The 25,564-nt window shown below is 69.8% G+C and carries 19 protein-coding genes, 1 pseudogene and 1 riboswitch; of the genes and pseudogenes, 11 read left to right on the top strand and 9 right to left on the bottom strand.

Features of this window, described 5'->3' with window-relative positions:
• Nucleotides 1-152 precede the first annotated feature (152 nt).
• Nucleotides 153-710: a cupin domain-containing protein gene (locus ACQYVW_RS04235; protein WP_434946132.1), complete on the top strand. Its 558-nt coding sequence runs from the start codon at nt 153-155 to the stop codon at nt 708-710.
• 31 nt (nt 711-741) lie between these two features.
• On the opposite strand, the gene ACQYVW_RS04230 is transcribed toward ACQYVW_RS04235, so the two are convergent.
• Both ACQYVW_RS04230 and ACQYVW_RS04225 read right to left on the bottom strand, forming a co-directional pair.
• Nucleotides 742-1,167 (bottom strand): type II toxin-antitoxin system death-on-curing family toxin, encoded by a 426-nt coding sequence (locus tag ACQYVW_RS04230; protein ID WP_434946131.1) that lies wholly within the window; start codon nt 1,165-1,167, stop codon nt 742-744.
• 7 nt (nt 1,168-1,174) lie between these two features.
• A complete protein-coding gene (locus ACQYVW_RS04225; RefSeq protein ID WP_434946130.1) occupies nt 1,175-1,396 on the bottom strand; it encodes an AbrB/MazE/SpoVT family DNA-binding domain-containing protein in 222 nt (73 codons plus the stop codon).
• Between the two features lie 121 nt (nt 1,397-1,517).
• Between ACQYVW_RS04225 and lexA the strand changes: the two genes are divergently transcribed.
• The 5 genes and pseudogenes from lexA to ACQYVW_RS04200 all read left to right on the top strand — a co-directional run bounded on the left by lexA (nt 1,518) and on the right by ACQYVW_RS04200 (nt 8,804).
• Nucleotides 1,518-2,123 carry a transcriptional repressor LexA gene (gene lexA / locus ACQYVW_RS04220; protein ID WP_434935847.1) on the top strand — a complete coding sequence of 202 codons (606 nt, stop codon included), beginning with the start codon at nt 1,518-1,520 and terminating at the stop codon, nt 2,121-2,123.
• Nucleotides 2,099-2,728: pseudogene (gene imuA, locus ACQYVW_RS04215) on the top strand (translesion DNA synthesis-associated protein ImuA); the annotation flags it as partial. The gene lexA and the pseudogene imuA, both read left to right, overlap by 25 nt.
• Before the next feature lie 539 nt (nt 2,729-3,267).
• On the top strand, nt 3,268-4,686 hold the full coding sequence (locus tag ACQYVW_RS04210) for a Y-family DNA polymerase (RefSeq protein ID WP_434934530.1): 1,419 nt from the start codon (nt 3,268-3,270) through the stop codon (nt 4,684-4,686).
• Nucleotides 4,687-4,959: 273 nt separating this feature from the next.
• Complete coding sequence (locus tag ACQYVW_RS04205) at nt 4,960-8,205, top strand: error-prone DNA polymerase (protein ID WP_434946129.1); 3,246 nt, start codon at nt 4,960-4,962, stop codon at nt 8,203-8,205.
• Nucleotides 8,205-8,804 (top strand): alpha-ketoglutarate-dependent dioxygenase AlkB, encoded by a 600-nt coding sequence (locus ACQYVW_RS04200; RefSeq protein WP_434934534.1) that lies wholly within the window; start codon nt 8,205-8,207, stop codon nt 8,802-8,804. The genes ACQYVW_RS04205 and ACQYVW_RS04200 overlap by 1 nt, the downstream gene beginning before the upstream one ends.
• A gap of 316 nt (nt 8,805-9,120) precedes the next feature.
• Here the strand turns inward: ACQYVW_RS04200 and ACQYVW_RS04195 are convergent, their stop codons facing one another.
• Complete coding sequence (locus tag ACQYVW_RS04195) at nt 9,121-9,756, bottom strand: glutathione S-transferase family protein (RefSeq protein WP_434934536.1); 636 nt, start codon at nt 9,754-9,756, stop codon at nt 9,121-9,123.
• A 111-nt stretch (nt 9,757-9,867) separates the two neighbouring features.
• On the opposite strand from ACQYVW_RS04195, the gene ACQYVW_RS04190 reads away from it, so the two are divergent.
• Nucleotides 9,868-10,878, top strand: a complete 1,011-nt coding sequence (locus ACQYVW_RS04190; RefSeq protein ID WP_434946128.1) for a helix-turn-helix transcriptional regulator — start codon at nt 9,868-9,870, stop codon at nt 10,876-10,878.
• Between the two features lie 11 nt (nt 10,879-10,889).
• On the opposite strand, the gene ACQYVW_RS04185 is transcribed toward ACQYVW_RS04190, so the two are convergent.
• Nucleotides 10,890-11,432 (bottom strand): NADPH-dependent FMN reductase, encoded by a 543-nt coding sequence (locus ACQYVW_RS04185; RefSeq protein ID WP_434934540.1) that lies wholly within the window; start codon nt 11,430-11,432, stop codon nt 10,890-10,892.
• Between the two features lie 159 nt (nt 11,433-11,591).
• On the opposite strand from ACQYVW_RS04185, the gene ACQYVW_RS04180 reads away from it, so the two are divergent.
• Together ACQYVW_RS04180 and ACQYVW_RS04175 are read left to right on the top strand one after the other, a co-directional pair.
• Nucleotides 11,592-11,957 carry a cupin domain-containing protein gene (locus ACQYVW_RS04180; protein WP_434946127.1) on the top strand — a complete coding sequence of 122 codons (366 nt, stop codon included), beginning with the start codon at nt 11,592-11,594 and terminating at the stop codon, nt 11,955-11,957.
• A gap of 198 nt (nt 11,958-12,155) precedes the next feature.
• Nucleotides 12,156-15,122 carry a bifunctional diguanylate cyclase/phosphodiesterase gene (locus ACQYVW_RS04175; protein ID WP_434946126.1) on the top strand — a complete coding sequence of 989 codons (2,967 nt, stop codon included), beginning with the start codon at nt 12,156-12,158 and terminating at the stop codon, nt 15,120-15,122.
• A 185-nt stretch (nt 15,123-15,307) separates the two neighbouring features.
• Here ACQYVW_RS04175 and ACQYVW_RS04170 read toward each other — a convergent pair whose 3' ends face one another.
• Nucleotides 15,308-15,478, bottom strand: coding sequence for a hypothetical protein (locus ACQYVW_RS04170; protein ID WP_434946125.1), 171 nt, complete (start codon nt 15,476-15,478; stop codon nt 15,308-15,310).
• A gap of 401 nt (nt 15,479-15,879) precedes the next feature.
• Nucleotides 15,880-18,777, bottom strand: a complete 2,898-nt coding sequence (gene gcvP / locus ACQYVW_RS04165; protein WP_434946124.1) for an aminomethyl-transferring glycine dehydrogenase — start codon at nt 18,775-18,777, stop codon at nt 15,880-15,882.
• A 137-nt stretch (nt 18,778-18,914) separates the two neighbouring features.
• Nucleotides 18,915-19,032, bottom strand: a riboswitch (glycine riboswitch).
• 204 nt (nt 19,033-19,236) lie between these two features.
• Between gcvP and ACQYVW_RS04160 the strand changes: the two genes are divergently transcribed.
• Both ACQYVW_RS04160 and ACQYVW_RS04155 read left to right on the top strand, forming a co-directional pair.
• A complete protein-coding gene (locus tag ACQYVW_RS04160) occupies nt 19,237-19,986 on the top strand; it encodes a hypothetical protein (RefSeq protein ID WP_434934548.1) in 750 nt (249 codons plus the stop codon).
• 14 nt (nt 19,987-20,000) lie between these two features.
• Complete coding sequence (locus tag ACQYVW_RS04155; protein ID WP_434934550.1) at nt 20,001-21,248, top strand: multidrug effflux MFS transporter; 1,248 nt, start codon at nt 20,001-20,003, stop codon at nt 21,246-21,248.
• Nucleotides 21,249-21,257: 9 nt separating this feature from the next.
• Here the strand turns inward: ACQYVW_RS04155 and ACQYVW_RS04150 are convergent, their stop codons facing one another.
• From ACQYVW_RS04150 to ACQYVW_RS04140, 3 genes are all read right to left on the bottom strand, one after another.
• Complete coding sequence (locus ACQYVW_RS04150) at nt 21,258-22,742, bottom strand: trypsin-like serine peptidase (RefSeq protein ID WP_434946123.1); 1,485 nt, start codon at nt 22,740-22,742, stop codon at nt 21,258-21,260.
• A gap of 80 nt (nt 22,743-22,822) precedes the next feature.
• Nucleotides 22,823-24,847: a M2 family metallopeptidase gene (locus ACQYVW_RS04145; protein WP_434946122.1), complete on the bottom strand. Its 2,025-nt coding sequence runs from the start codon at nt 24,845-24,847 to the stop codon at nt 22,823-22,825.
• A gap of 83 nt (nt 24,848-24,930) precedes the next feature.
• Nucleotides 24,931-25,437: a hypothetical protein gene (locus ACQYVW_RS04140; RefSeq protein WP_434934339.1), complete on the bottom strand. Its 507-nt coding sequence runs from the start codon at nt 25,435-25,437 to the stop codon at nt 24,931-24,933.
• Nucleotides 25,438-25,564: the final 127 nt, after the last annotated feature.

Genomic DNA, 25,564 nt, shown 5'->3' with positions numbered 1-25,564 from the left:
GGCGGGGGGGGCTCGGCCTGTGCACAGGTGTCGATGCGGTGCGCACGTTTCCCGGCGGTTGGCTGCTGCCGGTGCCTATGGTGGATGGCCGCCAAGGGATACGGGCGCCGTTTGCTGAACGACAACGACCTGCCGCCACAGGAGTGTCTGCCATGCCATGTCTCCGAGCCTGCTTGCTGGTCCTGCTGGCGAGCTGCGCGCTGCCCGTGATAGCGGCGCCGCCGGTGCCGTCCGATCCCGTGCAGGCGCTGGTGGTAGGCGCTGATGAGGCAGCCGAGCAACGCTACGACGCAGGGCGCCTGCGGCTGCTGGTGCCTTCGGCCCGCAGCGGCGGCACCTATGCCCTGATCGAACTGCACGAGGACGCGCCGTATCGCACGCCGGCCCATGTGCATCCCGGGCTGGACGAGAGCTTCTACGTGCTCGAGGGCACGCTGGCGCTGGAGATGGACGGGCGCAGCCTTACCCTGCCGGCCGGTTCCTACGTGCATATCCCGCGCGGCACCGTGCATGCCCAAGGCAGTGCCGACGACCGGCCGGTAAAGCTGCTGACGCGGCTGTCGCCGGGCGGGTTCGAACAGTTCTTTCTCGACCGGGTCGAGCTGGCGAAGACGGTGGGCCGGGAGGATCCGGGCTTCCAGGACCGGATGATGGAGATCGTGCGGCGCTACCCGCAGTGGCTGGGACCTGCGCCGACCGCGGAGGAATGAGTCGCGCAATGGTTCGCGGCGGGCGGGAAGCTCAGCCCGCGCTTCCTGCAGCCTCCTGCACCCTGCCGCGTGGCTTGACGGTGATGCGCGGCCGCAGCCAGTCGGCGAAGGCGGATTCTTCGAGAGAGCCTTCGGCGAGGCTCAGCATGTTGATGTACTTGTCCTCATCGGTTGCGACGAATTCACCGCCGTTGAGGGCGATGAAGACGCGATAGCAGACGTGCGCCGTGCGCTTGTTGCCGTCGACGAAGGGATGGTTGCGTGCCAGTCCGAAAGCGAGACTGGCAGCGAGATCGGCAAGATCCGGCGGAGGATGGCCGTAGGCGTAAAGCTGCTGGGGCCGGGCCAGGGCGGAATCGAGCAGGGCGTGGTCGCGAACGCCGCTGCCGCCCCCGTGTTCAGCCAACTGGCGGTCGTGGATGGCCAGCGCCAGTGCCTTGGTGATCCAGGTGATCATGGACTCCTCACTGGGCGAGCTTGTGCAGGACCTGCCGGTCTTCGCGCATGACCTCTTCGGCCACCTCCATCTGCGCCGCCAGCTCGGGATCGAAAGCCGTCAGGCGGATGCCGTCGGGCGTTTCCAGCGCATATAGCGCGTCGCCCTTGCCCAGGCGCAGGCGGGCCAACAACTCCTTGGGCAGGATGACGCCGGCGGAGTTGCCGATGGTGGTGATCTTGAGCTTCATGGGCGCACTCGATTGTTATAACGAAAGTTATATTGTCGCTGACGGACCTTGCCCGCAAGTGAAAGCGTGCGCTTTGTCCAGTCTCGCCTCCTGAGCCCGGGGGGTGTACAAATGTACACCCATGAGCCCCGTCGACACCCTCCCGCCCCAACGCGCCGCCGTGCTGGCCTTCCTGCGCCAGGAACTGGCCGCGGGCCGCGCCCCGAGCCTTGCCGAGATCGCCCACGCCTTCGGCTTCGCCTCGCGCAATGCCGCGCAGAAGCACGTCCAGGCGCTCGTTGCCGACGGGCTGGTCGAACTGGAAGCGGGGCGCAAGCGTGGCCTGCGCCTGCCTGGCCGGCCCGACCAGCTGCCGCTGCCGGTGCTGGGCCAGGTGGCCGCGGGCCAGCCGATCGGCGCGGATATCGGCAGCGATGAACTGCTGCTGCTCGACCGCGCGCTGTTTTCCGAAAGGCCCGACTACCTGCTCCGGGTGAAGGGCGAGTCGATGCGCGACGACGGCATCTTCGACGGCGATCTGGTGGCGGTGAAGCGCGCCAGCGAGGCGCGCAACGGCCAGGTGGTGGTGGCGCGCATCGACGGCGAGATCACCATCAAGCGGCTGGAGCGGGGCCGGGCGCGCATCCGCCTGTTGCCGCGCAATCCCGACCACCAGCCGATCGAGGTCCGCGCCGGCCAGGACTTCGCCATCGAAGGCGTGTACTGCGGCCTGGTGCGGCGGGGCTAGTCGTGTCGGCCGTGGTTCAACTCGATACTCTTCTGGCCGCGCGCACGCTGTGGCACGCGGGCCGCAGCGCGGCGATCGCCGCCGATGGAGAGCCGACCGGGCATGCCGCGCTCGACGCGCTGCTGCCGCAGGGCGGCTGGCCGCGACGCGCGCTGACCGAACTGCTGCTGCCGGCCGACGGCGTGGGCGAGCTGTCGCTGCTGCTGCCCACGCTGGCGCGCTGCACGCGCGAAGGCGAGCGCGTGGTGCTGGTGGCGCCGCCCTATCTGCCGTATGCGCCGGCCTGGCAGGCGGCGGGGGTGGACCTAGCGCAGCTGCGCATTGTCGAGGCTGCGCCGCGCGATGCGCTCTGGGCCTTCGAGCAGTGCCTGCGCAGCGGCACCTGCGCCGCGGTGATCGGCTGGCCGCAGCAGGCGGATGCGCGCGCGCTGCGCCGCCTGCAGGTGGCGGCGGACACGGGCCAGTGCCTGGGCTTCGCCTTGCGCGATCGCCGCCACCTGGCCAATCCCTCGCCGGCAGCGCTGCGGCTGGAAGCGGTACGGGCCGGGCGCGGCATGGCCTGGCAGGTGCGCAAGTGCCGCGGCGGCCCGGTGCCGGCGCAGCCGTTCCTGCCCGAAGCTGCGGTTCCGTCGCAGTTCGGGGCCGTTCCTCGCGAAGAGGAAAAGACAGGGCCTGCGCCCGTTCCCGTGCAGGCGCCTGTCCGCGAGGTGGCAACCCTCTCCGAACTCCGTCTCGCCAACGTTGCCGTGTCTGCAGGCAAGGGTGGGGCGGGTTGGAGCGCGACAGGTGCCGAGGTGGCCAGCCGCGCCTTTGGTGCACCTGCCTCTACCGGCTTCGCCCGCGAATCGGGAACGAGGCAGCCGGTGCGCGATACCGCGCAAGCGCAGGCCGGCGTGGCCGCCGATTCCCCGATGCGTCGCCTGGTCGCTACCCCCGGTTCCGCAAGCGGGAGCGGGCTGGCGTGGAGCCAAGCCGATCGCGATGCAGCCGCCCGCGCCGGCGGCGCGCGTCCATCCGCCTTCGGTACGTCCCTCCGCGGACGAGGGATGGAGGCGCCGGTGCGCGGCTCGGCGCCTTCCGCCGCTCCCCATCCGCAGCACGAACTGCAGTTCGCCCCTGCGGCGCTTGTGCGTGACTGACGCCGATGCTCTGGGCCTGCGTACTGCTGCCGCAACTGGCGCTGGATGGCGTCCTCCGCCGTCTGCCTGACCCCGGGGCGCCGCTGGCGCTGGTGACCGGGCCTGCGCAGCTGCGCAGTCTGTATGCGGTGAATGCCGCCGCCGCGGAGGCGGGCCTGCGTCCTGGCATGCGCCTGACCGCCGCGCACGCGCTGCTGCCGGATTTCGCGATGGTCGAGCACGATCCGCAGGCCGAAGCGCGCTGGCAGCGTTTTCTCGCGGCCTGGGCCTATCGCCACAGTTCGCTGGTGAGCGCGCAGTGGCCCGGTTGCATCCTGCTGGAGGTGCGCGGCAGCTTCCGCCTGCTGGGGCCCTGGCCGCGGATCGAACGACGCTTGCGCGAGGAGCTGGCGGCGCTGGGCTTCGAACACCGCATCGCGCTGGCGCCGACGCCGCGCGCCGCGCACGTGCTGGCGGGATTGCGCGATGGCCTGGCGCTGATGCACGGCGACGCGATGGCCGCCACCCTGGACCGCGTGCCGGTGCGGCGCGCGCGGCTGCCCGACGACAGCGGCGAGCGCCTGCAGCGCATGGGCGTACGCGACCTGCGCGCCTTGCGCGCGCTGCCGCGCGATGCGCTGCGACGACGCTTCGGATTGCCCCTGCTCGAGCACCTCGACCGCCTCTATGGCGAGGCCGACGATCCGCTCCACTGCTATGCGCCCCCCGACCATTTCGATGCGCGCGTCGAACTCGGTTACGAGGTCGAGAGCCACATGGCCCTGCTGTTCCCGCTGCGGCGCCTGGTAGGCGACCTGTGCACCTTCCTGTCGATGCGCGACGGCGGCGTGCAGCGCTTCGTGCTGCGCCTCGAACACGAAAGCGGGCACAGCGATGTCGAGGTCGGGCTGCTCTCGGCCGAGCGCGATGCGGCGATGCTGTTCGAAGTCACCCGCAGCCGGCTGGAAAAGGTGCGCATCGAGCGGCCGGTGGTAGGCGTGCGCCTGCTGGCGCGCGAGCTGCCGCCGTTCGCCCCGGCCTCGCGCGACCTGTTCGACACGCGCAGCCAGCAGCAGTTGCCCTGGCCGCAGCTGCGCGAGCGGCTGCGCGCGCGCCTGGGCGACGAGGCGGTGTATGCGGTGGTGCCCTCGGGCGATCCGCGTCCTGAGCGCGCCTGGCGGCGCGTGCAGGATGACCAGACACGCATCGACGAGGCCCCCGTGCGCCCGCCGCGCCCGTGCTGGCTGCTGCCGCGGCCGGTTCCATTGCGCGACCCGCGGCCACGCATCGTGTCCGGTCCTGAGCGCCTGGAAAGCGGCTGGTGGGACGGCGACGACGCGCGTCGCGACTACTACGTCATCGAAACCTCGCAGGGACAGCGCGCCTGGGCGTTCGCTCCGGCCGGCGAGCAGCAGGGTTGGATGCTGCAGGGGTGGTTCGCGTGAGCGGCAACGACGGTGTCGATCGCATGGGCATGGCCTCCGCCGTGTGTTCGACGCGCTTCCATCCCGGCCTTCCTTCGCAAGCGGGAAGGAACAGGACGGCGCGGTGTATGCCCTTCCTCATCTCGGGGGAGGAGAAAGTCGGCGCGTGTGTTCTCCCTCTTCCGCTTGCGAGGGAAGAGGGGAGCCCGCTTGCGCCGCACCGCAGTGCGGGCCTGCCGGGCGCCGGCCGCGCTGCGCCTGGCCGGGATCGGGACATGCCGGAGCCTTGGCGCCATGAGTGACGACGACGGCGTCGATCGCGACACCCCCGGCGGCCGACCGCCGCGTGCCTGGGAAACCGCGCAGCGCCTGCGCGGGCTTTCCAATGCCGCCAACGACGATGCGCCGGTGGAGGATGGGCTCCCGGCCTATGCCGAACTGCATTGCCTGTCCGATTTTTCCTTCCTGCGCGGCGCCGCCAGCGCCGAGGAGCTGTTCGCACGCGCGGCTCAGTGTGGCTACGAAGCGCTGGCGATCACCGACGAATGCTCGCTGGCGGGCATCGTGCGCGGGCTGGAGGCGTCGCGTGCCACCAGGGTCAAGCTCATCGTCGGCAGCGAGTTCACGCTCGACTGCGGCCTCAAGTGCGTACTGCTGGTGGAAACGCCGGCCGGCTACACGCGGCTGTGCGAACTGATCACCACCGCGCGGCGCGCGGTCACAGGCAAAGGCTACCGGCTTACGCGCAGGGACATGGCCCAGCGCCTCGGCGACGTGGATCCAGCCGTCTGTGGGCTGTTCGCGCTGTGGATTCCCGGGCAGGCGGTCGACCACGAACAGGGCCGCTGGCTGCGCAGCGTGTTCGGCGAACGTGCCTTCCTGGCGGTGGAGCTGCATCGCGAACAGGACGATGCCGCGCGCCTGGCCCAGCTGCTGGAGGTCGCCGCACACCTTGATATGCAGCCGCTGGCCGCCGGCGACGTGCACATGGACGTGCGCCGCCGCCGCGCGCTGCAGGACACCATGACCGCGATCCGTCACAACCTGCCATTGTCCGAATGCGGCGCGCAGCTGTTCCGCAACGGCGAGCGCCACCTGCGCACGCGTCGCGCGCTGGGCAATATCTACGGCGCGGCGCTGATGGACAGGGCGGTGCAGCTCGCGCGGCGCTGCACGTTCGACCTGGAAACGGACATCAAGTACGACTATCCGGTGGAACTGGTGCCGGAAGGCCATACCCCCACCACCTGGTTGCGCGAGCTCACCCGTCGCGGCCTGCATGAGCGCTGGCCCGAAGGTGCGCCGGTGGAGGTGATCGCCCAGATCGACGACGAACTCGCGCTGATCGCCAAGCTCAAGTACGAGGCCTTCTTCCTCACCGTCGAGGACATCGTCAGTTTCGCGAAGTCGCGGGAGATCCTGTGCCAGGGTCGGGGCTCTTCGGCCAATTCGGCGGTGTGTTTCGCGCTCGGGATCACCGTGGTGAATCCGGCCGAGAGCCGGTTGCTGATGGCGCGCTTCCTGTCCGAGGAGCGCGATGAGCCGCCCGACATCGACGTCGATTTCGAGCACGAACGCCGCGAGGAGGTGCTGCAGTACGTCTACGCCAAGTACGGGCGGCACCGCGCCGCGCTGGCCGCCACCGTGATCCGCTATCGCGGCAAGAGCGCCGTGCGCGACGTGGCCAAGGCTTTCGGCCTGCCGGCCGACCAGGTGTCGCTGCTGGCCGACTGCTTCGGCTGGGGCAACGGCGAGTCGCCGATGGAGCAGCGCCTGCGCGAGGCCGGCTTCGATCCGGACAACCCGCTGATCCAGCGGGTGCTGGTGCTGACGATGCAGCTGCGCGGGCACCCGCGCCATCTTTCCCAGCACGTGGGCGGTTTCGTGATCAGCGATGCGCCGCTGTCGACCGTGGTGCCGGTCGAGAATGCCTCGATGCCCGAACGCAGCATCATCCAATGGGACAAGGATGACCTGGAGACGATGAAGCTGCTCAAGGTCGACTGCCTGGCGCTCGGCATGCTCACCTGCATCCGCAAGGCGGTGCAGCTGGTGGAGCGGCATCGCGGCTACAAGATGGATCTGGCGCGGATTCCGCACGACAATCCCACTTTCGAAATGATCCAGGCCGCCGACACCGTCGGCGTGTTCCAGATCGAGTCGCGCGCGCAGATGAGCATGTTGCCGCGGCTCAGGCCGGAGAAGTACTACGACTTGGTGGTGGAGGTGGCGATCGTGCGCCCGGGGCCGATCCAGGGCGACATGGTGCATCCCTACCTGCGGCGTCGGCAGAACAAGGAAAAGGTGACCTATCCATCCGAAGGGGTGGAGGAAATCCTGGGACCGACTCTCGGCATTCCCCTGTTCCAGGAACAGGTGATGGAACTGGTGATCCACGCCGGCTATTCGGCGAGCGAGGCCGACAACCTGCGCCGCTCGATGGCGGCCTGGGGCCGCGGCGGCGACATGGAGCCGCATCGGATCCGCATCCGCGAGAAGATGCTCGAGAAGAACTACGCTCCCGAATTCATCGACCAGATCTTCGAGCAGATCAAGGGCTTCGGCTCCTACGGCTTTCCGCAAAGCCATGCCGCGTCGTTCGCCAAGCTGGTCTACATCAGCAGCTGGCTCAAGCGCCACGAGCCGGCCGCGTTCGCCTGCGCCCTGCTCAACTCGCAGCCCATGGGCTTCTATTCGCCCAGCGAGATCGTGCAGGACGCGCGCCGAAGCCGCAGCGGCCGCGCCAGCGTGGAGGTACTGCCGGTCGATGTGAGCTGCAGCGAATGGGACTGCACACTGGAAGGCGGCGATGTCCATCGCGGCGACGACAGCGGACAGGCGGCGATCCGCCTGGGCTTCCGCCAGATCAAGGGCATGTTCGAAGGGATGGCCAAGGCGATCGTCGCGGCGCGTGCGCAGCGGCCGTTCTCCGACGTGCGCGACCTATGCCTGCGCGCGGGCCTCGACGAAAAGGCCCGTAGCGCGCTGGCCGAAGCTGACGCGCTGTCCTCGCTGGCAGGACATCGCCATGCCGCGCGCTGGGCCGTGGCCGGGATCGAACGCCAGCGTCCGCTGCTGCCGGGCAGTCCCGACGAGGACGAGATCATGCTGCCCGCACCTTCGCCCGGCGAGGAGGTGGTGTCCGACTACCGCAGCACCGGGCTGACGCTCGGAGCGCACCCGCTGTCGCTGATCCGCGAGCGCCTGCGCGCGCAGCGCGTGCTCGACTCGCGCCAGCTGCTGGAACTGCCGCATGGGCGCGGCGCCTTCGCCGCGGGCATCGTCACCCAGCGCCAGCGTCCGGGGACCGCCAAGGGCACGGTCTTCGTCACCATCGAGGACGAACACGGCATGGTCAACGTGGTGGTCTGGCCGCATCTGGCGCTGCGCCGGCGCAAGGCGCTTCTCGGTGCGCGGCTGCTGGGCGTGCGCGGTCGCTGGGAGCAGGTCGATGGCGTGCGCCACCTGATCGCGCGCGACCTGCAGGACCTGACGCCCATGCTGGGCCAGGTGCACACCAGTTCCAGGGACTTCCGCTGATGGGCGCGCTGCGCACCGTTTCGCTTGGTGGCGACTTGTTCGCGCCATCCATGCTGCAACTGGTGGACGACGCGCAGGGCGGGGCGCGCTACTGGCCGGACATCATCGATCCTGACACCGCGCAACGCTGGTTCGAGCAACTCGTCGACGGCGCGCAGTGGCGCCACCTGCGCCGGCCGATGTACGACCGCATGGTCGACGTGCCGCGCCTGCTGGCCTCGTACGCGGCGGACGAACTGCCCGGCGAACTGCCGCTGGCCGACATGCTCGCCCGCGTGCGGCGGCGCGTGCCGGCGCCGTTCACCTCGATCGGCATGAACTTCTATCGCGACGGCCACGACAGCGTGGCCATGCACGGCGACAAGTTGCACCTGCTGGGCGATGGCCATCCGATCGCCATCCTGTCGCTCGGTGCACCGCGGCGCATGCTGATCCGCGCGGCCGGCGACCATGCCGACCGCATCGCCGTCGACCTCATGCCGGGCAGCCTGCTGGCGATGAGCCATGCGATGCAGACCACGCATGAGCACGGCATCCCCAAGGTGCGGGAGGCGGGACCACGCATCAGCGTAGTGTTCCGCGCGAGGCCCCACGTTTGAATTGGCTGTCGCCCTTCGCGCGCGAGCGCGCTCCCACAGGTGGCGCTGAGGTCTCCGCCCTTGTGGGAGCGGCCTTGGTCGCGAACACCCTTCGCGCGCGAGCGCGCTCCCACAGGCGGCTCTGGAGGTCTCCGCCCCCTTGTGGGAGCGACCTTGGTCTTCGAACGCCCTTTGCGCGCGGGCGCGCTCCCACACAGTGGCGCTGGACGCCTTCGACCCTGTGGAACGACCCTGGTCGCGAACGCTTTTCGCGCGAACCGACTGCCGGGCAAAGGGGGGCGACATCCGAAGATGCCTCCCTCTGGGCCCGTCCGGCTCACGCCGCCTGCATATCCGTCGCCCAGGTCTTCCGGTACGCCTCGCGCGCCTGGAACGCCTCGAGCCAGCGCTGCACGTGGGCATGGCCGCGCGTCTCGACTCCGCAGTAGGTGCTGTAGGCCACGACGCTGGCGACCACCAGATCGGCAAGGGAGAACGCATCGCCCAGCAGCCACGCCGACCTCGCAAGCTGCGCGTCAAGACGGCCCAGCGCCGCATCGAGTCGAGCCAGCGCCTCGGTCGCCAGCGGCGCATGGTGCAGGCCGGCATCGACATTGGGGCTCTGCGCGAAGTTCAGCACGTTGAGCAGGGCGCCGTAGCTGACATAGGCCCAGCTCGTCCAGGAGAGGGCCGCGAGCCGCTGTGGCGTGCCTGCGGCCGGCCACAGTCCCCGCTCGACGCCGTGCTGCTCGCCCAGCCACTGCAGGATCGCCACGGACTCGAACAAGGGCGTGCCATCGACGACCAGGGTCGGCACGACGCCATGCGGGTTGATGGCCAGATAGGCCGGGGCCTTCTGCTGGCCCTTGGCGAGGTCCAGCATCACGATGTCGCAGTCCAGGCCGAGCTCGGCGATGGCATGCACGACGGGCGTGGCGCTGGACATGGGGGCGGCGAAGAGTTTCAGGGACATGGCGGGGCTCCGGTTCGTGGATCGGGAAGCCGGGCGGGGTCGTCCGGCGAAGCGCAGGGTGGACCCCGATCGCGGACAGGACCGGTCCGCAATCCATGGCATCCTGCCGCCATGCTCGATACCTCCGCACGCCTGCTCCGGCTGTTGTCCCTGTTGCAGTCGCGGCCGTTCTGGCGGGGACGCGAACTGGCCGCGCGCATGGAAGTGACCGATCGCACCGTGAGACGCGACGTCGACCGGCTGCGCAGCCTGGGATATCCCGTGGCTGCCAGCGCAGGAACCGCCGGCGGTTACCAGCTCGCTGCCGGCAACAACCTGCCGCCGCTGCTGCTCGAGGACGACGAAGCGCTTGCCGTGTCGCTGGGCTTGCGCCTGGCCACCGGCGGAACCGTACAGGGCATGGAGGAGGCGGCGTTGCGCGCTTTCGCCAAGCTCGAGCAGGTGATGCCTTCGCGACTGCGCACGCGGGTGCGCAACCTTCACGCGGCAGTCCTGCCGTTGGGGCCGGACGGTCCGGGCGTGCCGTACGATCGCCTGGTTGCACTGGCCCAGGCGTGCCGCTCGCCGCACCGCCTGCGGTTCGACTATGCGGACCAGGAAGGGCGTGCCAGTGTGCGCGAGATCGAGCCGCACGCCCTGGTGTCCACCGAGGCGCGCTGGTACCTGCTGGCCTGGGATCTGGTGCGCGGCGACTGGCGTACCTTCCGCGTCGATCGCATCAGCGGCAGCCCCCGCGCCGGCGAGCGCTTCCTGCCGCGCAAGGTGCCCGGCGGAGATGCGGCTGCCTTCGTGTCGCGCGCGATCTCGGTGCAGCCCTATGCGCTCAAGGCGAGAATCGAACTGCACGCGCCACTGGCGCACATGCGCGAGCGTATTCCGCCGTCGGTGGGGCATCTGTCCGCGTTGGATGAGCGGCGCTGCGTGCTGGAAACGGGCGCGCAGCGTCCCGACGTCCTCGGCTATCACCTGGCGCTGCTCGGCGTGGACTTCGTCGTGCTCGAACCGGCCGGACTGCGCGAACAGCTGCGCGTCCTGGCCCGGCGGCTGCAGCGCGCGGGCCGCGCGACCCCGCAGGGCGGCGCCCAACGGCCAGCGGAGAAGCGCGTCAGGACGCGGGCCTGAGCGCCCGCGCCTCAGGCGTGACGGCGCACCCAGTCCAGGTAGGCGTCCATCCAGCCCTGCAGGAACTTGCGGCTGCCGTCGGCGATTCCACCCTGGTCGTCCAGCACATCGTCGGCCTTGAGGAAGGCTTCCGGCTGGCCGAGCGTCGGCATGTCCAGGTAGGCCAGGATGGTGCGCAGATGCTGCTGCGCCGCGGCCGTGCCGATCGCGCCGATCGACACCCCGATGATGCCGGCCGGCTTGTCGGGAAATGCGCTGTCGCCGTAAGGCCGCGAGGCGTGGTCGAGCGCGTTCTTGAGCACGCCGGGGATCGAGCGGTTGTATTCGGGCGTGACGAACAGCAGGCCGTCGGCCTCGCGGATCGCCTCCTTCAGGCGCGTCACCGGCGGGGGCGGCGAGGCATCGTCGTCCTGATTGTAGAGCGGCAGGTCGTCGATGCGCAGGCGGCGGAATTCGATGTCGTCCGGCGCCAGCGTGGCGAGCGCGTCGGCGAGCCGCGCATTGAACGAATCGGCACGCAGGCTGCCGACGATCACGGCGATGGTCAGGGACATGGACGGCTCCGGATTGCCGCACGCGGTCCCTGGCGGCGATCGCAGGGCCGGCGGCGCGGACACGATGGTCCGGGCGGCGTGAACGCGGCGTCGCCCTCGCATCGTCGTTCGCAAGGCATTGACGGGCAATGCACCAGGGTGGCCATCGAGGAGGGCACGATGCAGTCCAGACATCTGCGGTTCGGCAAGGGCTTTCGGCCGGTCTTCGTGGTCGGCAAGGTGCAGGCGGCCGAGATGGTGATCGCGCCTGGCGACAGCGAGGGCGGCCCGGACAATGCCCACCGCGGCGCCGACCAGTGGGTCTTCGTCGTCGCCGGCACCGGCCTGGCGATCGTCGACGGCGCCAGGCGCAAGCTGCGCGAAGGCAGCCTGCTGGTGATCGAGCGCGGTGAGCACCACGAGATCCGCAATACCGGCCGCGGCCTGCTGCGCACGCTCAACTTCTACTCGCCGCCGGCCTATACCCCGCAGGGGAACCCACTGCCCCGCGCCCGTCGTGCTCCGCCCCGGCGTGCAGGCAGCTGATCACCGGCACGTTCTAGCTGCGCGCACTGCGGGCGTTCGACACCTGCGTATGCGGGAGGGCGCCGGCAGGGGCCCGGGTCCTGGTGCGATCGCCGGGCTGATGGAGGATCGCGCGTCCGCCGATGGCTTCTGCGCCTTGCGTGCTGGCGCGACGGTTGGCATGGTGCGGCAGGCCCCGCGCGGAACGTAACCGGTCCCATGTCTCTCCCCCAGCGCAAGCGACTCCCCGGTTCGGTCAGGAAGGTGCTGGCCGTAGGGGTCGTGCTGGGCTTGCTGATGATGCTCGGGCTGGCATTGCTGCTGCAGCAGGACCGCAACACGCGGCTCGCCTCGGCGCAGCGGCAGGCGCTGGCGCTGTCGGCAGGCGTGGACAGGCTGCTGCGGCAGGAACTCGGCAGTCTCGAGCGCGCGATGGCCGGCATCGCCGCCGACGCGCACGCCTATTCCATCTCGACGCCCGAACGCGCAGACGCCATGTTGCAGCAGGCCATCGCCGGCGTGGTGGGCCGGCGGGCGGAACTGGACTCCATCGTGGTGGTCGACGGCCAGGGGCACGCGTCCGCAGGCGCCGGGGACGGCGATGCGGGACTGCCGGGCTGGCTGGCCCGTGCGAAGCCCGGCCGGCTTGCCGTGGGCACGATCGAAGCCGACGGTGACGGCGGCTGGTGGCTGCGCGTGGGGATGCCCTTCGACGAAGGCCGCTGGCTGCTGGCCAGGCTGCGCACGGTCGCCATCGAACGCATGATCGGTGACCTCGACATCGGCCGCGAGGGCAACGTGACGGTGCTCGACCGCGACGGCGTGGTGCTGGCGCGCCAGCCCAAGGACGGCGATGAGCAGTTCGTCGGTCGGCGCACCCGGCTGCCTCCGGAACTTGCCGACGCCAGTGGCACCGCCACCGGCCTGCGCGTCAGCCAGATCGACGGGGTCGCGCGCCTGGCCGGCTTCAGCGCGACGAGCGGCTACGACCTGATCGTGGTCGCGGGCCTGGGTTTCCGCGAAGCACTGTTGCCCTGGTACCGCAGCGTATCGATCGCGGGCGGTTTCGCGCTGCTGTACTGGCTGGGACTGGCCTACTTCGTCTACAGGTTGTCCGGCGGCGAGCGGCTGCGCGAAGCCCTGCTCGACGAGCTGGAGGAGCAGGCCGACTGGCTGGACCAGGCGCAACGCGCATCGCGTACCGGCGTGTGGCGGATCGAACCGGATGGCGAGCGCGTCAAGGTGTCCGCGCATACCGCGGCGATATTCGGTTTTCCGGTCGAAGCGGCCGTGCTGCCGGTCGCGCAGTTCTTCGAGCGCGTGCATCCGGACGACCGCGAGCGCGTGGAGAAGCTGTTCGCCCAGACCGTGGTGGCCGGCGGGCCGTCCTATGCCACCGAGTACCGGGTGTTGCCGCAGCCCGGGGTGGAGCGCTGGATCCGGAGCAGCGGCGGGCGGGTGGCCGACAGCCGTGGCCAGGTCAGGATCACCGGCACGGTCGCCGACGTCACCGCCGACCACGAGGCCCAGGAGCGCGTCGAGCGGGCCGAGGCGCAGTTCCGCGCCCTGTTCGAGCGCAATCCGCTGCCGTTCTGGGTGTTCGATGCCCAGACCTTGCGCTTCCTGGCGGTCAACGATGCGGCGATCGCTGCCTATGGCTACAGCCAGGATGAATTCCGTTCCATGACCATCCTCGACATCCGCCCGGCGTCGGAGCGTCGCGAGGTGGAGGCGGCCATGCAGCGGCGCGACTACCAGCAGGACGTGGATGGCGTGTGGGCGCACCTGCGGCGCGACGGCAGCCGGCTGGATGCGCGCGTGTTCAGCAGCGCCATCGAATTCGGCGGCAGGCCGGCGCGGCTGGTGCTCGCCGAGGACGTGAGCGACCGCATGGCCTATGAGCGCGACCTGACCTGGCGCGCCACCCACGACGACCTGACCGGGCTGCTGCGCCTGCCTGCAATGATCGAGCAGATCGACACGCGACACGTGCCGGGCACGCGTTACGCGGCGGCCTTCGTACGGCTCCGGGATCTCGAACTGGTGGCGCCCACGCTCGGTGCGACCACCAGCCAACTGCTGCTGCGCGAGGTCGCGGCCCGGCTGGCCGAGGTCGGCCGTGAATTCGGGATGGTGGCGTTCTGGCCGGGCGAATCCTTCGTGGTGGTGACCCAGGATCCTGCCCGCCAGCAGCAACTGCTGGCGGCGCTGCAGGAGGCCATCGCCATGCCCGTCCCGACCGAGGCCGGGGCGCACCCGGTGGAAGCCTGGATCGGGATCGCCGAAGGTCCCGATCCGGGCGAGGGCGCGGGGCAGGTGGTCAGCCATGCGGCCCTGGCGGCGCTGCAGGCCGGGCGCGAGCAGGTGCCGGTCCTGCCGTACGACCGCAGCATGGCCGACCAGGCCGCCGAGCGCATCGAGATGGCGCGACGCCTGCGCAATGCCCTGGCCAACGACGAGTTCGAGCTGCATTACCAGCCGATCATGCGCCTCTCGGATGGCCAGCCGGTGGCGCTCGAGGCGCTGCTGCGCTGGCGCCAGGACGGCAGGCTGGTCTCGCCGGCGGTCTTCATGCCGCTGGCCGAGGCCTCGGGCCTGATCGTGCCGATCGGCCGCTGGGTGCTCGGACAGGCCGCGCGCTGCCACCGCAGTCTGGCCGAGCGCGGCCTGGGCGAGGTGGCCATCGCGGTGAACATCTCGGCGGTGCAACTGCTCGGCGACAGCATCGCCGATGCGGTCCGCGAGGAGCAGCGCAGGCACGACCTGCCGAACGGTGCACTGCACGTCGAACTCACCGAAAGCGTGGTGCTGCGCCAGCCCCAGGCCGCGCGCGCGCGCATGCTGGAGCTGCGCGACGCCGGCGTGCCGATCTCGATCGACGATTTCGGCACCGGCTTTTCCAGCATGGCCTACCTGCGCGACCTGCCGCTGGACTACCTCAAGATCGACCGCAGCTTCGTGCAGGATGTGCACAAGGACGAGCGCAACGCGTCGATCTGCCGGGCGCTGATCGCGCTCGCCCAGGGCCTGGGACTCGGCACGATCGCCGAGGGCGTGGAACAGGAGGGCGAACGCGACTGGCTGCGCGCCCATGGCTGCGACCAGGTGCAGGGCTTCCTGCTGGGCCGGCCGGCGCCGCTGGATGTCGTGCTCGAATCGATCCGGACGCGCGACCTGCGCGGATAGACGCCGGATCGAGCAGAGCAAGGGCGGAGCCAGCTGCTGGGGTCCGTGCCGGTCGCGACCGCGACGGTCCCGCGCTCAACGAAGCCATCGGCGACATCAGGGCGACGGCTGGCGGCGGCCCCGGACGCGAATTTCCCACAAGGCAAAGGGCCCTGTCGGGCCCTTTGCAAAGCTACCGCACGGGATCAGCGGCGCTGTTCCTGGCGCTGCTGCTCCTGGTTCCGCTGTTCCTGGTTGCGGTTCTGCTCCTGGTTCCGCTGCTCGTCCTGGTCGCGGTTCTGCTCCTGGTTGCGCTGCTGTTCCTGATTGCGCTGCTGTTCCTGGTCACGCTCGTTCTGATTGTTGTTGTTGGTCATGATCTGCTCCTTGGATACTCGCTCCCGACACCCTGTCGGGTGCGGTGATGCTTCCCGAAAAGCGGTGAAAACACCGTGTTTTTCAGCCCGTTTCGTATTTAGATTCATGAATCTTCGGCGGTGCCACGGTGCAAGCGCGCGGACGCGCCGGGCGGTCTTGTCAAGTCCGTCAACGCGGCGCTTGCATTGCGCATCGTGGGCTGAAACGCCCCGCCGACGGTGCCGCGAGTTATCCACGCGGCTTGTGGACAACGTTGTGGAAGGGCGATTGAACAAACGTCGCCAGCCCGCATGGCGCCATAGCCGGAGACTGTTTGGCGAAAACAGCGCCAATGCCCCGAACGCGAACCGCCCCTTGCGGGGCGGTTGCGTGTGTGCTTGTTGCGGTGGCGAAAGTTTGATCAGGCCTCCGCGGTTTCCTCCTTGAACGCGTCCACCGGAATGCAGGCGCAGAACACGTTCTTGTCGCCGTGCACGTTGTCCACGCGCGCGACCGGCGGCCAGTATTTCTGCTGCCGCAGGACCGCCAGCGGAAACACCGCCAGTTCGCGCGGGTAGGCGTGCGTCCACTCGCTCGCGGCCACCATGTCGGCCGTATGCGGCGCGTTCTTCAGCGGGTTGTCCGCGCGATCGAGCTTGCCTTCATCGATCGCACGGATCTCGTCGCGGATCTGGATCATCGCGTCGATGAAGCGGTCGAGTTCATGCAGCGATTCGCTCTCGGTCGGTTCCACCATCAGCGTGCCGGCCACCGGGAAGCTCAGCGTGGGCGCGTGGAAGCCGAAGTCGATCAGGCGCTTGGCCACGTCCTCCGCGGTCACGCCGGTGGACTTCTCCAGCGGGCGCAGGTCGAGGATGCACTCGTGCGCGACCAGGTCGTTGCGGCCGGTGTAGAGCGTGGGATAGTGCGATGCCAGACGCCTGGACACGTAGTTGGCGTTGAGCAGGGCGACCTGGGTGGCGCGGCGCAGGCCGCCCGCGCCCATCATCGCGATGTACATCCAGCTGATCGGCAGGATCGATGCGCTGCCGTAGGCCGCCGCCGACACCATGCCCACGCTGCCGTCGGCGTCCTTGTGGCCACGCGGCAGGAACGGCGCCAGGTGCGACTTGACCGCGCACGGGCCCACGCCCGGGCCGCCGCCGCCGTGCGGAATGCAGAAGGTCTTGTGCAGGTTGAGGTGCGAAACGTCCGAACCCCACTTGCCGGGCTTGGCCAGGCCGACCAGGGCGTTCATGTTGGCGCCGTCGGTGTACACCTGTCCGCCGTGGCGGTGGACGATCTCGCAGATCTCGACCACGTCCTCCTCGAACACGCCGTGCGTGGACGGGTAGGTCATCATGATCGCGGCGAGGTTGGCCGAATGCTTTTCCGCCGCGCGGCGGATGTCCTCGACGTCGACGTTTCCGTTCGCGTCGCAGCGGGTCACCACCACCTTCATGCCGCACATCTGCGCCGACGCGGGATTGGTGCCGTGCGCAGACTCGGGGATCAGGCAGATGTCGCGATGGCCTTCGCCACGCGCGGCGTGATAGGCGCGGATCGCCAGCAGGCCGGCGTATTCGCCCTGCGCGCCGGAGTTGGGCTGGAAGCTCACCGCGTCGTAGCCGGTGATCTCCACCAGCATCGCCTCCAGCGAGTCGATCAGCTCGCGATAGCCGCGGGTCTGCGAGGCCGGCGCCAGCGGATGCACCTGGGCGAACTCCGGCCAGGTGATCGGGATCATCTCGGCAGTGGCGTTGAGCTTCATCGTGCACGAACCCAGCGGGATCATGGTGCGGTCCATGGCCAGGTCCTTGTCCGCCAGCGCGCGCAGGTAGCGCAGCATCTCGTGTTCGCTGTGGTGGGTATTGAACACCGGATGCTGCAGGAACTTCGACTCGCGCAGCAGCGCGGCGGGCAGGGCATCGGCGACTTCCGAATCGAGCGCGTCGATCGCCCCGCCATCCAGCTCGGCACCGAAGATCCCGGCCAACGCGGCCAGATCGGCGCGGGTCGCGGTCTCGTCCAGGCTGATGCCGACGCTGCCCGCGTCGATCTTGCGCAGGTTGATGCGCTGGTGGCTGGCGTAGGTGTGGACCTGCTCGGCATCCACGCCGGTGATGTGCAGGGTGTCGAAGAAGCCCTCGCCCACCTGCACGCCCGCGCGCCGCAGCGCCGCGGCCAGGATCGCGGCCTGGCGGTGCACGCGGCGCGCGATGCGCACCAGGCCCTCCGGCCCGTGGTAGACCGCGTACATCGAGGCCATCACCGCCAGCAGCACCTGCGCGGTGCAGATGTTGCTGGTCGCCTTCTCGCGGCGGATGTGCTGCTCGCGCGTCTGCAGGGTCAGGCGGTAGGCGGGCTTGCCCTGGGCGTCGACCGACACGCCGATCAGGCGTCCGGGCATCGAGCGCTTGAACGCGTCGCGGCAGGCCATGAAGCCTGCGTGCGGGCCGCCGAAGCCGAACGGCACGCCGAAACGCTGGCTGTTGCCCACCACGATGTCGGCGCCCCATTCGCCGGGGGCCTTGACCAGGGTGAGGGCGAGCAGGTCGCTGGCCACCGCGACCAGCGCGCCGCGTGCGTGGACCGCCTCGGCGAGCGCGGCATGGTCGTCGATCCGGCCATAGGTGTTCGGGTACTGCAGCAGCACGCCGAAACTGTCGACGCCGGCGGCGTCCGGGGCGGGACCCACCTGCAGGTCGATGCCGAGACCGTCTGCGCGGGTGCGTACGACTTCCAGCGTCTGCGGGTGCACGTCGTCGGCGACATAGAACAGGTTGGACTTCGATTTCGCGGAGCGCTTGGCGAGCGTCATCGCTTCGGCGGCGGCGGTGGCCTCGTCCAGCAGCGAGGCGTTGGCGATGTCCATGCCGGTCAGGTCGGCGCACATCTGCTGGAAGTTGATCAGGGCCTCCATGCGCCCCTGCGAGATCTCCGCCTGGTAGGGCGTGTAGGCCGTGTACCAGGCCGGGTTCTCGAGGATGTTGCGCAGGATGACGTTCGGCGTGTGGGTGCCGTAGTAGCCCTGGCCGATGAAGCTGCGGAAGACGTCGTTCTTCTGCGCGATGGCGCGGATCTTCGCCAGCGCTTCGACTTCGGTCAGCGAGCCGGGGAGGGCCAGGCCGGGGCTGGAGGCGGGGTCGAGGCGGGCGGTCGGCTTGATGCTGGCCGGGACGATGGCGTCGGTCATCGACTCCAGCGAATCGTGGCCGACCTCGCGCAGCATGTGCGCGACCTCGGCATCGTTGGGGCCGATATGGCGTTCGACGAAGGCGTCGTGGTGTTCGAGTTCGCGCAGGCTGGGCTTGGACATGGCAGGCACCGGGAAGTGGAGGGCGCCGCTGGAGGGCCGTCGTTCCGGGACCGGGTCTGCGCCGCCGTGGAATCGGCCGGCAACCCCGGGAATGCGCTGCAGCTTGCGCTGCATCGACGACGGGCATTCCGTGGCGGTGGTGCCCCTCTGTCCTTTTGCCTGAGAGTTTGGAAGCGCGCGGACGAGGATCGCGCGCTTCGTGCCCCTTCGGCGCCGGTTCCGGCGGTGCCGGTCGGTCTCTCCAGAGTGTTTGCCGCGTCCGGTGGTATCGGGCCTGAGCGATTACGGGCGTTTGCGCCTTCGGCAGCACGGGCGCGCGGCCCTGTGCTTCTCCCACCATTGCCGGGCGATTATAGCCCTTGCTCCGACCACCCCGGGCGGGAAGCCGTCGGCCGGAACGCGCCCCGGCCGGCGGGAGTTGCTAACCTGAACCACTTTCCGCAGCCACGCCCCGATCCCATGCCGGACGCCCTCCACCCGCCCGTGCCCGCCCCGGCCGCGACCTCGCGGCCCGCCACGGCCGAGTGGTCCCTCGTCCGGCGGGTCTCGAACGTGTTCCGGCGCGAACCGGTGCTGCTGGTGACCTGCGGTTACCTGTTCATCTCCGTCTACGGGCTGTGGGACAACTACTGGTTCTATCGCCGCTTCGATATTCCGATCCTGGAGTTCATGCAGAGCAGCGATTACTTCGTGGCCGGGCTGCGGCGGCCCGAATACCTCTGGCTGCTGGCCTGGACGCTGTTCGCCTCGTGGCTGGCGCTGCTGCCCGAGCGCTTGCGCCAGCGCCACCCCGAGCGGGTGGCGGGCATCGAACGGCGCTGGTGGGGCCGCATCCTGCTGCCCCGTCGCGGCGACTGGTGGATGTACCTGGGCCTGCATCCGGAAACCATGGCGACGCTCTCGGCCCTGATCGTGATGGCCTTGGGCCTGTACGTATTGGGGGATGCGCGCGGCCAGCGCATCTACGATGGCGGCGGATATTCGGTCTCGGTGCGGTTGGCCGGCCAGCCGCGGTCGCTGCCGGGCGACTGGCGCATGCTGGGCACCAGCAGCGCCTTCGTCTTCGTCTGGGACGCCGACGGACGCCGGGCGGAGGTGCTGCCGATCGACTCGGTGGAGGCGGTCCAACTGTTGGGCTGGCGGCCGCGCACGCAGCAGCCGCAGCCGTCACCGGCGGCGGCGCCGGCACAGCAGGCGCCGCAGCGATGACAGGGGGTGTCCCGATGAGTCCACACCGTGCCGGCCTGCGCCGCCTCGCGCTGCTGCTGGCGGGGCTGGCGATGTTCGGCCCGTTCTCGATCGACACGATCTTCCCGGCCTTCCCGGCCATGGGCGCCGACCTTGGCGCCGACAAGCTGGCGATGCAGCAGACCATCAGTGTCTACCTGATCGCCTACGCGCTGATGAGCCTGGTGCATGGGCCGCTGTCGGACATGCTCGGCCGGCGGCGGGTGATCCTGGGCGGGCTGGTGGTGTTCACGGGCGCGTCGGTGGGCTGCGCGCTGGCCGGCGACCTGTTCACCCTGCTGGTGTTCCGTGCGCTGCAGGGGCTGTCGGCGGGCGTCGGCCTGATCGTCGGACGCGCCGTCATCCGCGACGTGTTGCACGGCGACGACGCGCAGCGGCTGATGAGCCAGGTTTCGATGATCTTCGGCGTGGCCCCGGCCATCGCACCGGTGTTCGGCGGCTGGCTGCTGGGCTGGGGCCGCTGGCCCCTGATCTTCTGGTTCCTGGTGGGGTTCTCGCTGCTGCTGCTGGCGGCGACCTGGCGCTGGTTGCCCGAGACGCTGCCGCCCCAGGCGCGCCTGCTGGCGTCGCCGCGCAGGCTGCTGCGCGACTACGCCTGGATCGCGCTCAATCCGCGCTTCCTGCGCCTGTCGCTGGCCGGCGCGCTCAACTTCTCCGCGCTGTTCCTGTACATCGCCTCCGCGCCGGCCTTCGTGCTGGACCTGCTGCGCCTGGACGAACGCCAGTTCGGCTGGTTCTTCATTCCGATGATCAGCGGGATGATGCTCGGCGCCTTCGTCTCGGGACGGGCGGCAGGGCGCATCGACGGGATGCGGCTGGCCGGCATCGGCTTCGCGATCAGTGCGGTGGCCGTGATCGCCAACCTCGGCTACAGCGCGCTGGTCGAGGCCCCGACCTTGCCCTGGGCGGTGCTGCCGATGGTCTTCAATGCCTTCGGCATCGCACTGGTGTTCCCGATCGTGACCCTGGCCGTTCTGGACATGTATCCGCGCCAGCGCGGATCGGCCTCGTCGCTGCAGGCCTTCGTCGGGCTGGTGCTCAACGCGGTGATCGCCGGCGTGCTGTCGCCGCTGGTGAGCCACGACCCGCTGTATCTGGCCTCGCTGGGCGCGATCTTCATGCTGGCCGGCTGGGTGCTGTGGACCTGGGAAGCGCGTCGCGGCCGGACCCCGCCCACTTCCCCCGCGGCGCCGGAAACGCTGGAGCCGGCCGCGCAGCTGTAGCGGCGCCGGTCAGCGGGGCCGCAGCGGCTGCGCGCCGTTGCGGCGGATCAGGCCTGCCGGCACCGGCGACAGCCATTGCCGCAGCTGCGGATAGACCACGTCCAGCCGCGAGTACCAGTCGATGTTGTTCGCATTGCCCAGGTTGCCGCTGTTGGCGCACGAGGCATGGCCGCCGTACAGGCCGCCTCGCAACCGGTACTGCCCGTCGCCACCCACGGTGAACAGGCCCGATCCGCTGCTGCCGCCCTCGGTGGTGCCCGCCAGCCAGGCCGCGGCATGGCTCTCGCCATCGCTGCGTGCGGGCAGGTGCACGCCGAACGAGACCTTCTTCGCATCGCCCGCCGGATGGTGGATCGCGACGACATCCGAACCCGGGTTCAGCGCGGAGGCGTCCCAGCCGGCGAAGGTGGCCATGGCCGGTGCGGGATTGCGCAGGCGCAGCAGCATGGCGTCGGTGTCCTCGTCGTAGAACAGCAGATCGGCGCCGCCGCTCACGGTGGTCCGGGAGGTGGGGGCGCCGCTGCCGCAGGCAGTGGCCTCGTAGTTCCAGTGGGTCACGAGCGTGGCGGCGACCTTGCCGCGGTCCTGCGCGGGCACGCCACTGGAACCGCCGGCGAAGCAGTGGTCGGCAGTGAAGAACAGCGGAACCTGGGTGGCCGGATCGGTGTCGTTGAGCAGGGTGCCGGTGCAGATGTAGCTGCCCAGCGAATTGCCATTGGTCGCGAAGACGTTGAATACCATGTGCGCGACGGCATTCTTCGCCTCGACGAACGGCTGCCCCAGCGTGGCGACGCGGCAGGCGGTGTCGATGTTGCAGGACCCGGACTCGCCGATCTTTTCCAGGATCTTGAAATCGCGCCGGCTGTTGGTGACCAGGTGGGACAGCTCCGGCGCGGCCAGGCGGATGCCGTCGACGGGCGTACTGGCCGGCACGTGGACCTCGATCGTCTGGGTCTCGCCGTCGGTCGCCGGCGTCCAGTACAGGCCGTTGGCGCGCGACGCGACGATCTCGGCCGCAGTGACCAGCAGGATCTCGCCCAGCGGAAGCTCCGAACCCCTGACGCGGAGTTCCGCGCCCGCCGGCAGGCCGCTGATCCGCAGGCCGACCCGCAGCCCCATTGCGACAGGGGAGGTCACGGCGACGACTGCTGCGTGCCCGCCGTCGGCGCGCGCCTCCCAGCGCAGGGGAAGCTGGCCGAGGTCGGGCGCCACGCGGCCCACGCCGATCTGCAGTGGCGAGCGCAAGCGGGCGTCGCGCGCGGCGTTCGACTTCTCCATCGCCGCGAGACGCTGCGCCGGGACCTCCGGGTAACGAAGGTGGCTGACGGCCGGCGCATCGGCAACGCGGCCGCGCCACTGCACCTTCGCGGGCGCCGGCGAGCGGCTGCGTTCGCTGCCCACGCGGGGTGCATCGGCGGCTGCCGCGGCTGCCGCGGCTGTCGCGGCCGCGGTCGCAGCCGCGCAGAGGCACAGCGAAAGCATGGTTTTGCGCATGATGGCGTCCGGTCGTCCCCTGTCGCCGCGCATCATAGGCGGGCCGGGCTGCCGCGGGGCAGCCCGGCCCGCCGCGGCCGTCAGCCCTTGTTCGGGCCGGGCTCCGCCCCGGCGGCGGTCGCCGCAGCGGCGGCGGGGACCTGCCAGCCGCAGCTGCGGCCCTCGTTCTGCTGCTTCAGCCACTCCTGCAACGGCGAGAAGTACTCCAGCACGGCCGACGCATCCATCTGCTCGGTGCCGGTCAGTTCCTTCATGGTCTGCTGCCAGGGCTGGCTGTTGCCGCGCGAGAGCATCGCCCAGAACTTGCCGCCGCCGGCCTTGTTGCCGGCGAAGCTGCACTCGTACAGCGGCCCCTGGTGGCCGGCCGCGTCGCACAGCGCCTTGTAGAACTGGAACTGCAGCACATGCGACAGGAAGTAGCGCGTGTACGGCGTATTGCCGGGCACGTGGTACTTCGCGCCGGCATCGAAGAACTCCTCGCCACGCGCGGTCACGGGCGCCACGCCCTGGTACTTCGCCTTCAGCTCCCACCACGCGGCGTTGTAGTTCTCCGGCGTGATCGAGCCGTCGAACACGCCCCAGCGCCAGCGGTCGATCATCAGCCCGAACGGCATGAACGCCACCTTGGCCAGCGCCATGCGCATCTGCGCATTGATCAGCGCCTCCTGGCTGGGCTGCTGCTCGCCCACCAGGCCGATCGACTTCAGGTACGCCGGGGTCATCGACAGCTCGATGGTGTCGCCGATGGCCTCGTGGAAGCCGTCGTGCGCACCGCCCTGGAACAGCGGCGGCAGCTTGTTGTAGGCCAGGTAGTAATACACGTGGCCCAGCTCGTGGTAGATGGTGAAGAAGTCTTCCTCGCTGGGCTTGATGCACATCTTGGTGCGCACATCCGGCGAGTTGCCGTCGGCACCGCCCATGTTCATGTCCCAGGCGCTGGCGTGGCAGACCACGTCGCGGTCGCGCGGCTTGATGAACTGGGTCTTCTTCCAGTAGCTCTCGGGAAGCGCCGGCATGCCCAGCGAGATGTAGAACTGCTCGGCCTGCCGGGTCATCTGCTGGGCGTGTTCGAGCTGCGCCTTGCGCACCACGTCGACGCGGCGATCGGTGTCGATCAGCGCATTCTCGCGGGCGAGGTGATCGTTGAGCAGGGCCTGGTACTGGCGCTCCAGCGCGCCGTTGACGTCGAGGCTGCCGGCCTGCTGGTCGCTGTAGGGTGCGAGCACGTCCCAGAGGTTGCCCCAGTCCTGCTGCCACATGTTGCCCATCAGGTGGGCCGGCAGCATTCCGTCGACCGAACCCTGGCCCGGGTACTGCGCGTCCAGGCGGGTGCGTGCATAGCAGTGCAGCTGCTCGTACAGCGGCTTGACCTGGCCCCAGAGCCGGTCGGTTTCGGCAGACAATTCCACCGGCGACATGTCGTAGCCGGCGCGCCACATCTCGCCGGCATCGGCGTAGCCGAGCTCGCGCGAGCCTTCGTTCACCAGCTCGACGAACCGCGCGTAGTCGCCCCGCATCGGCTGGGCAACGGTGTGCCAGCCCTGCCAGGCATCGAGCTGGGCGTTGTAGTCGCGGCTCTTGGCCAGCACCTCTTCCAGCTCTCCGAGCTGTCGGCAGCTCTGGCTGTCGCCGGCGGTCTTGCAGTACGAACCGGCGCCGTACATGCCTTCCATCTTGGTGGCGATGCGGGTCAGCTCGGCCAGCTTGACAGGATCCCTGGGGGCGGGCATCGCGGTACCGAGCTTGAGCAGGGTGATCGCGCGCGCGGTTTCGGGCGACATCTGCTGGCCCTCGAACTTCTTCGACTGCTCGATCCAGGTATTGAGTGCGGTCAGGAATTTCTCGTTCGACTTGGCCGCCAGCAGCTGGCTGTCGTCGTTGATGTAGGTGCTCGACAGCCACTGGGCCGCGGTCATCTCCGGGTACATCGCCTTGAGTTCCGCGTTGACGCGCGCGACGAAGGCGTCGGCGGTCTCGTCGGTGGCGGGGCCGGCGGCGACACCGGGAGCGGCCGCGTCGGGCGTCTCGGTCGGTTCGCGCTTGCAGGCGGACAGGACGAGGCTGGCGCCGATGGCCAGGGCGAGCAGGGCGTGGCGATGGTTCACGATGGGATCCGGATGCAGCGCAAGGTGCGGTGCCCGGCAGGCTAGAGCGCCGTCCGCCGCCGGGCAAGTGCGGGACGTCGGACTCAGGGTCCGTGCAGCCTGCGCTCCGCGTCGACCAGGCCGCGCGCCTGCAGCCATGCCCAGGCGGCGTCCGCGTCCTGCTCGAAGTAGGCGCGCGCGCTGCCGAGGCGGAAGGTATAGCCCCAGGCGTCCATGTCGGCGAACACGCGGTCGCGGCCCACGCCGGGCAGGGCGTCGCCGAGCAGGGCCTGCAACAGGCAGACCGCGTCCTCTTCCGCAACCGAATCGGTGGCGTCGGTGTGCACGGCCTGGCGGCGCTCGGGCGGCAGCACGATCAGGTGGCCGGCTTCGTGCAGCATCGAATGCACCGGCGTGTCGCCGCGCACGTACACGTCGCTGCCGATGATGCCGGCTTCGGACTCGCCCCAGTAGCTGCCCGGGATCGGCGCGCCGTCGTCGACGAGGCGCAGCTGCAGGCCGTAACGCTGGAGCAGAGCGTCCGCGTCCGCGAAGGCGATGTCGCGCAGCAGCAGGATGTCGTCTGGTGTGGGCGGGATTTGGGTGGTCACGTGGCGTCGTTCTGCGTCGAGTGATCTGCCTGGAGCGAGACATTTCCGGGAACAGCCAACAGCCGATTCGACAGAAGGCCATCCGCATGCTTCGGATGGACGCCGGGCGCTGCCGGCCCGGGATCGC

Origin of the sequence: Luteimonas campi (assembly GCF_051162505.1) — a bacterium.
Classification (GTDB): domain Bacteria; phylum Pseudomonadota; class Gammaproteobacteria; order Xanthomonadales; family Xanthomonadaceae; genus Luteimonas.
This window is presented reverse-complemented; position numbering and strand designations above follow the sequence as displayed.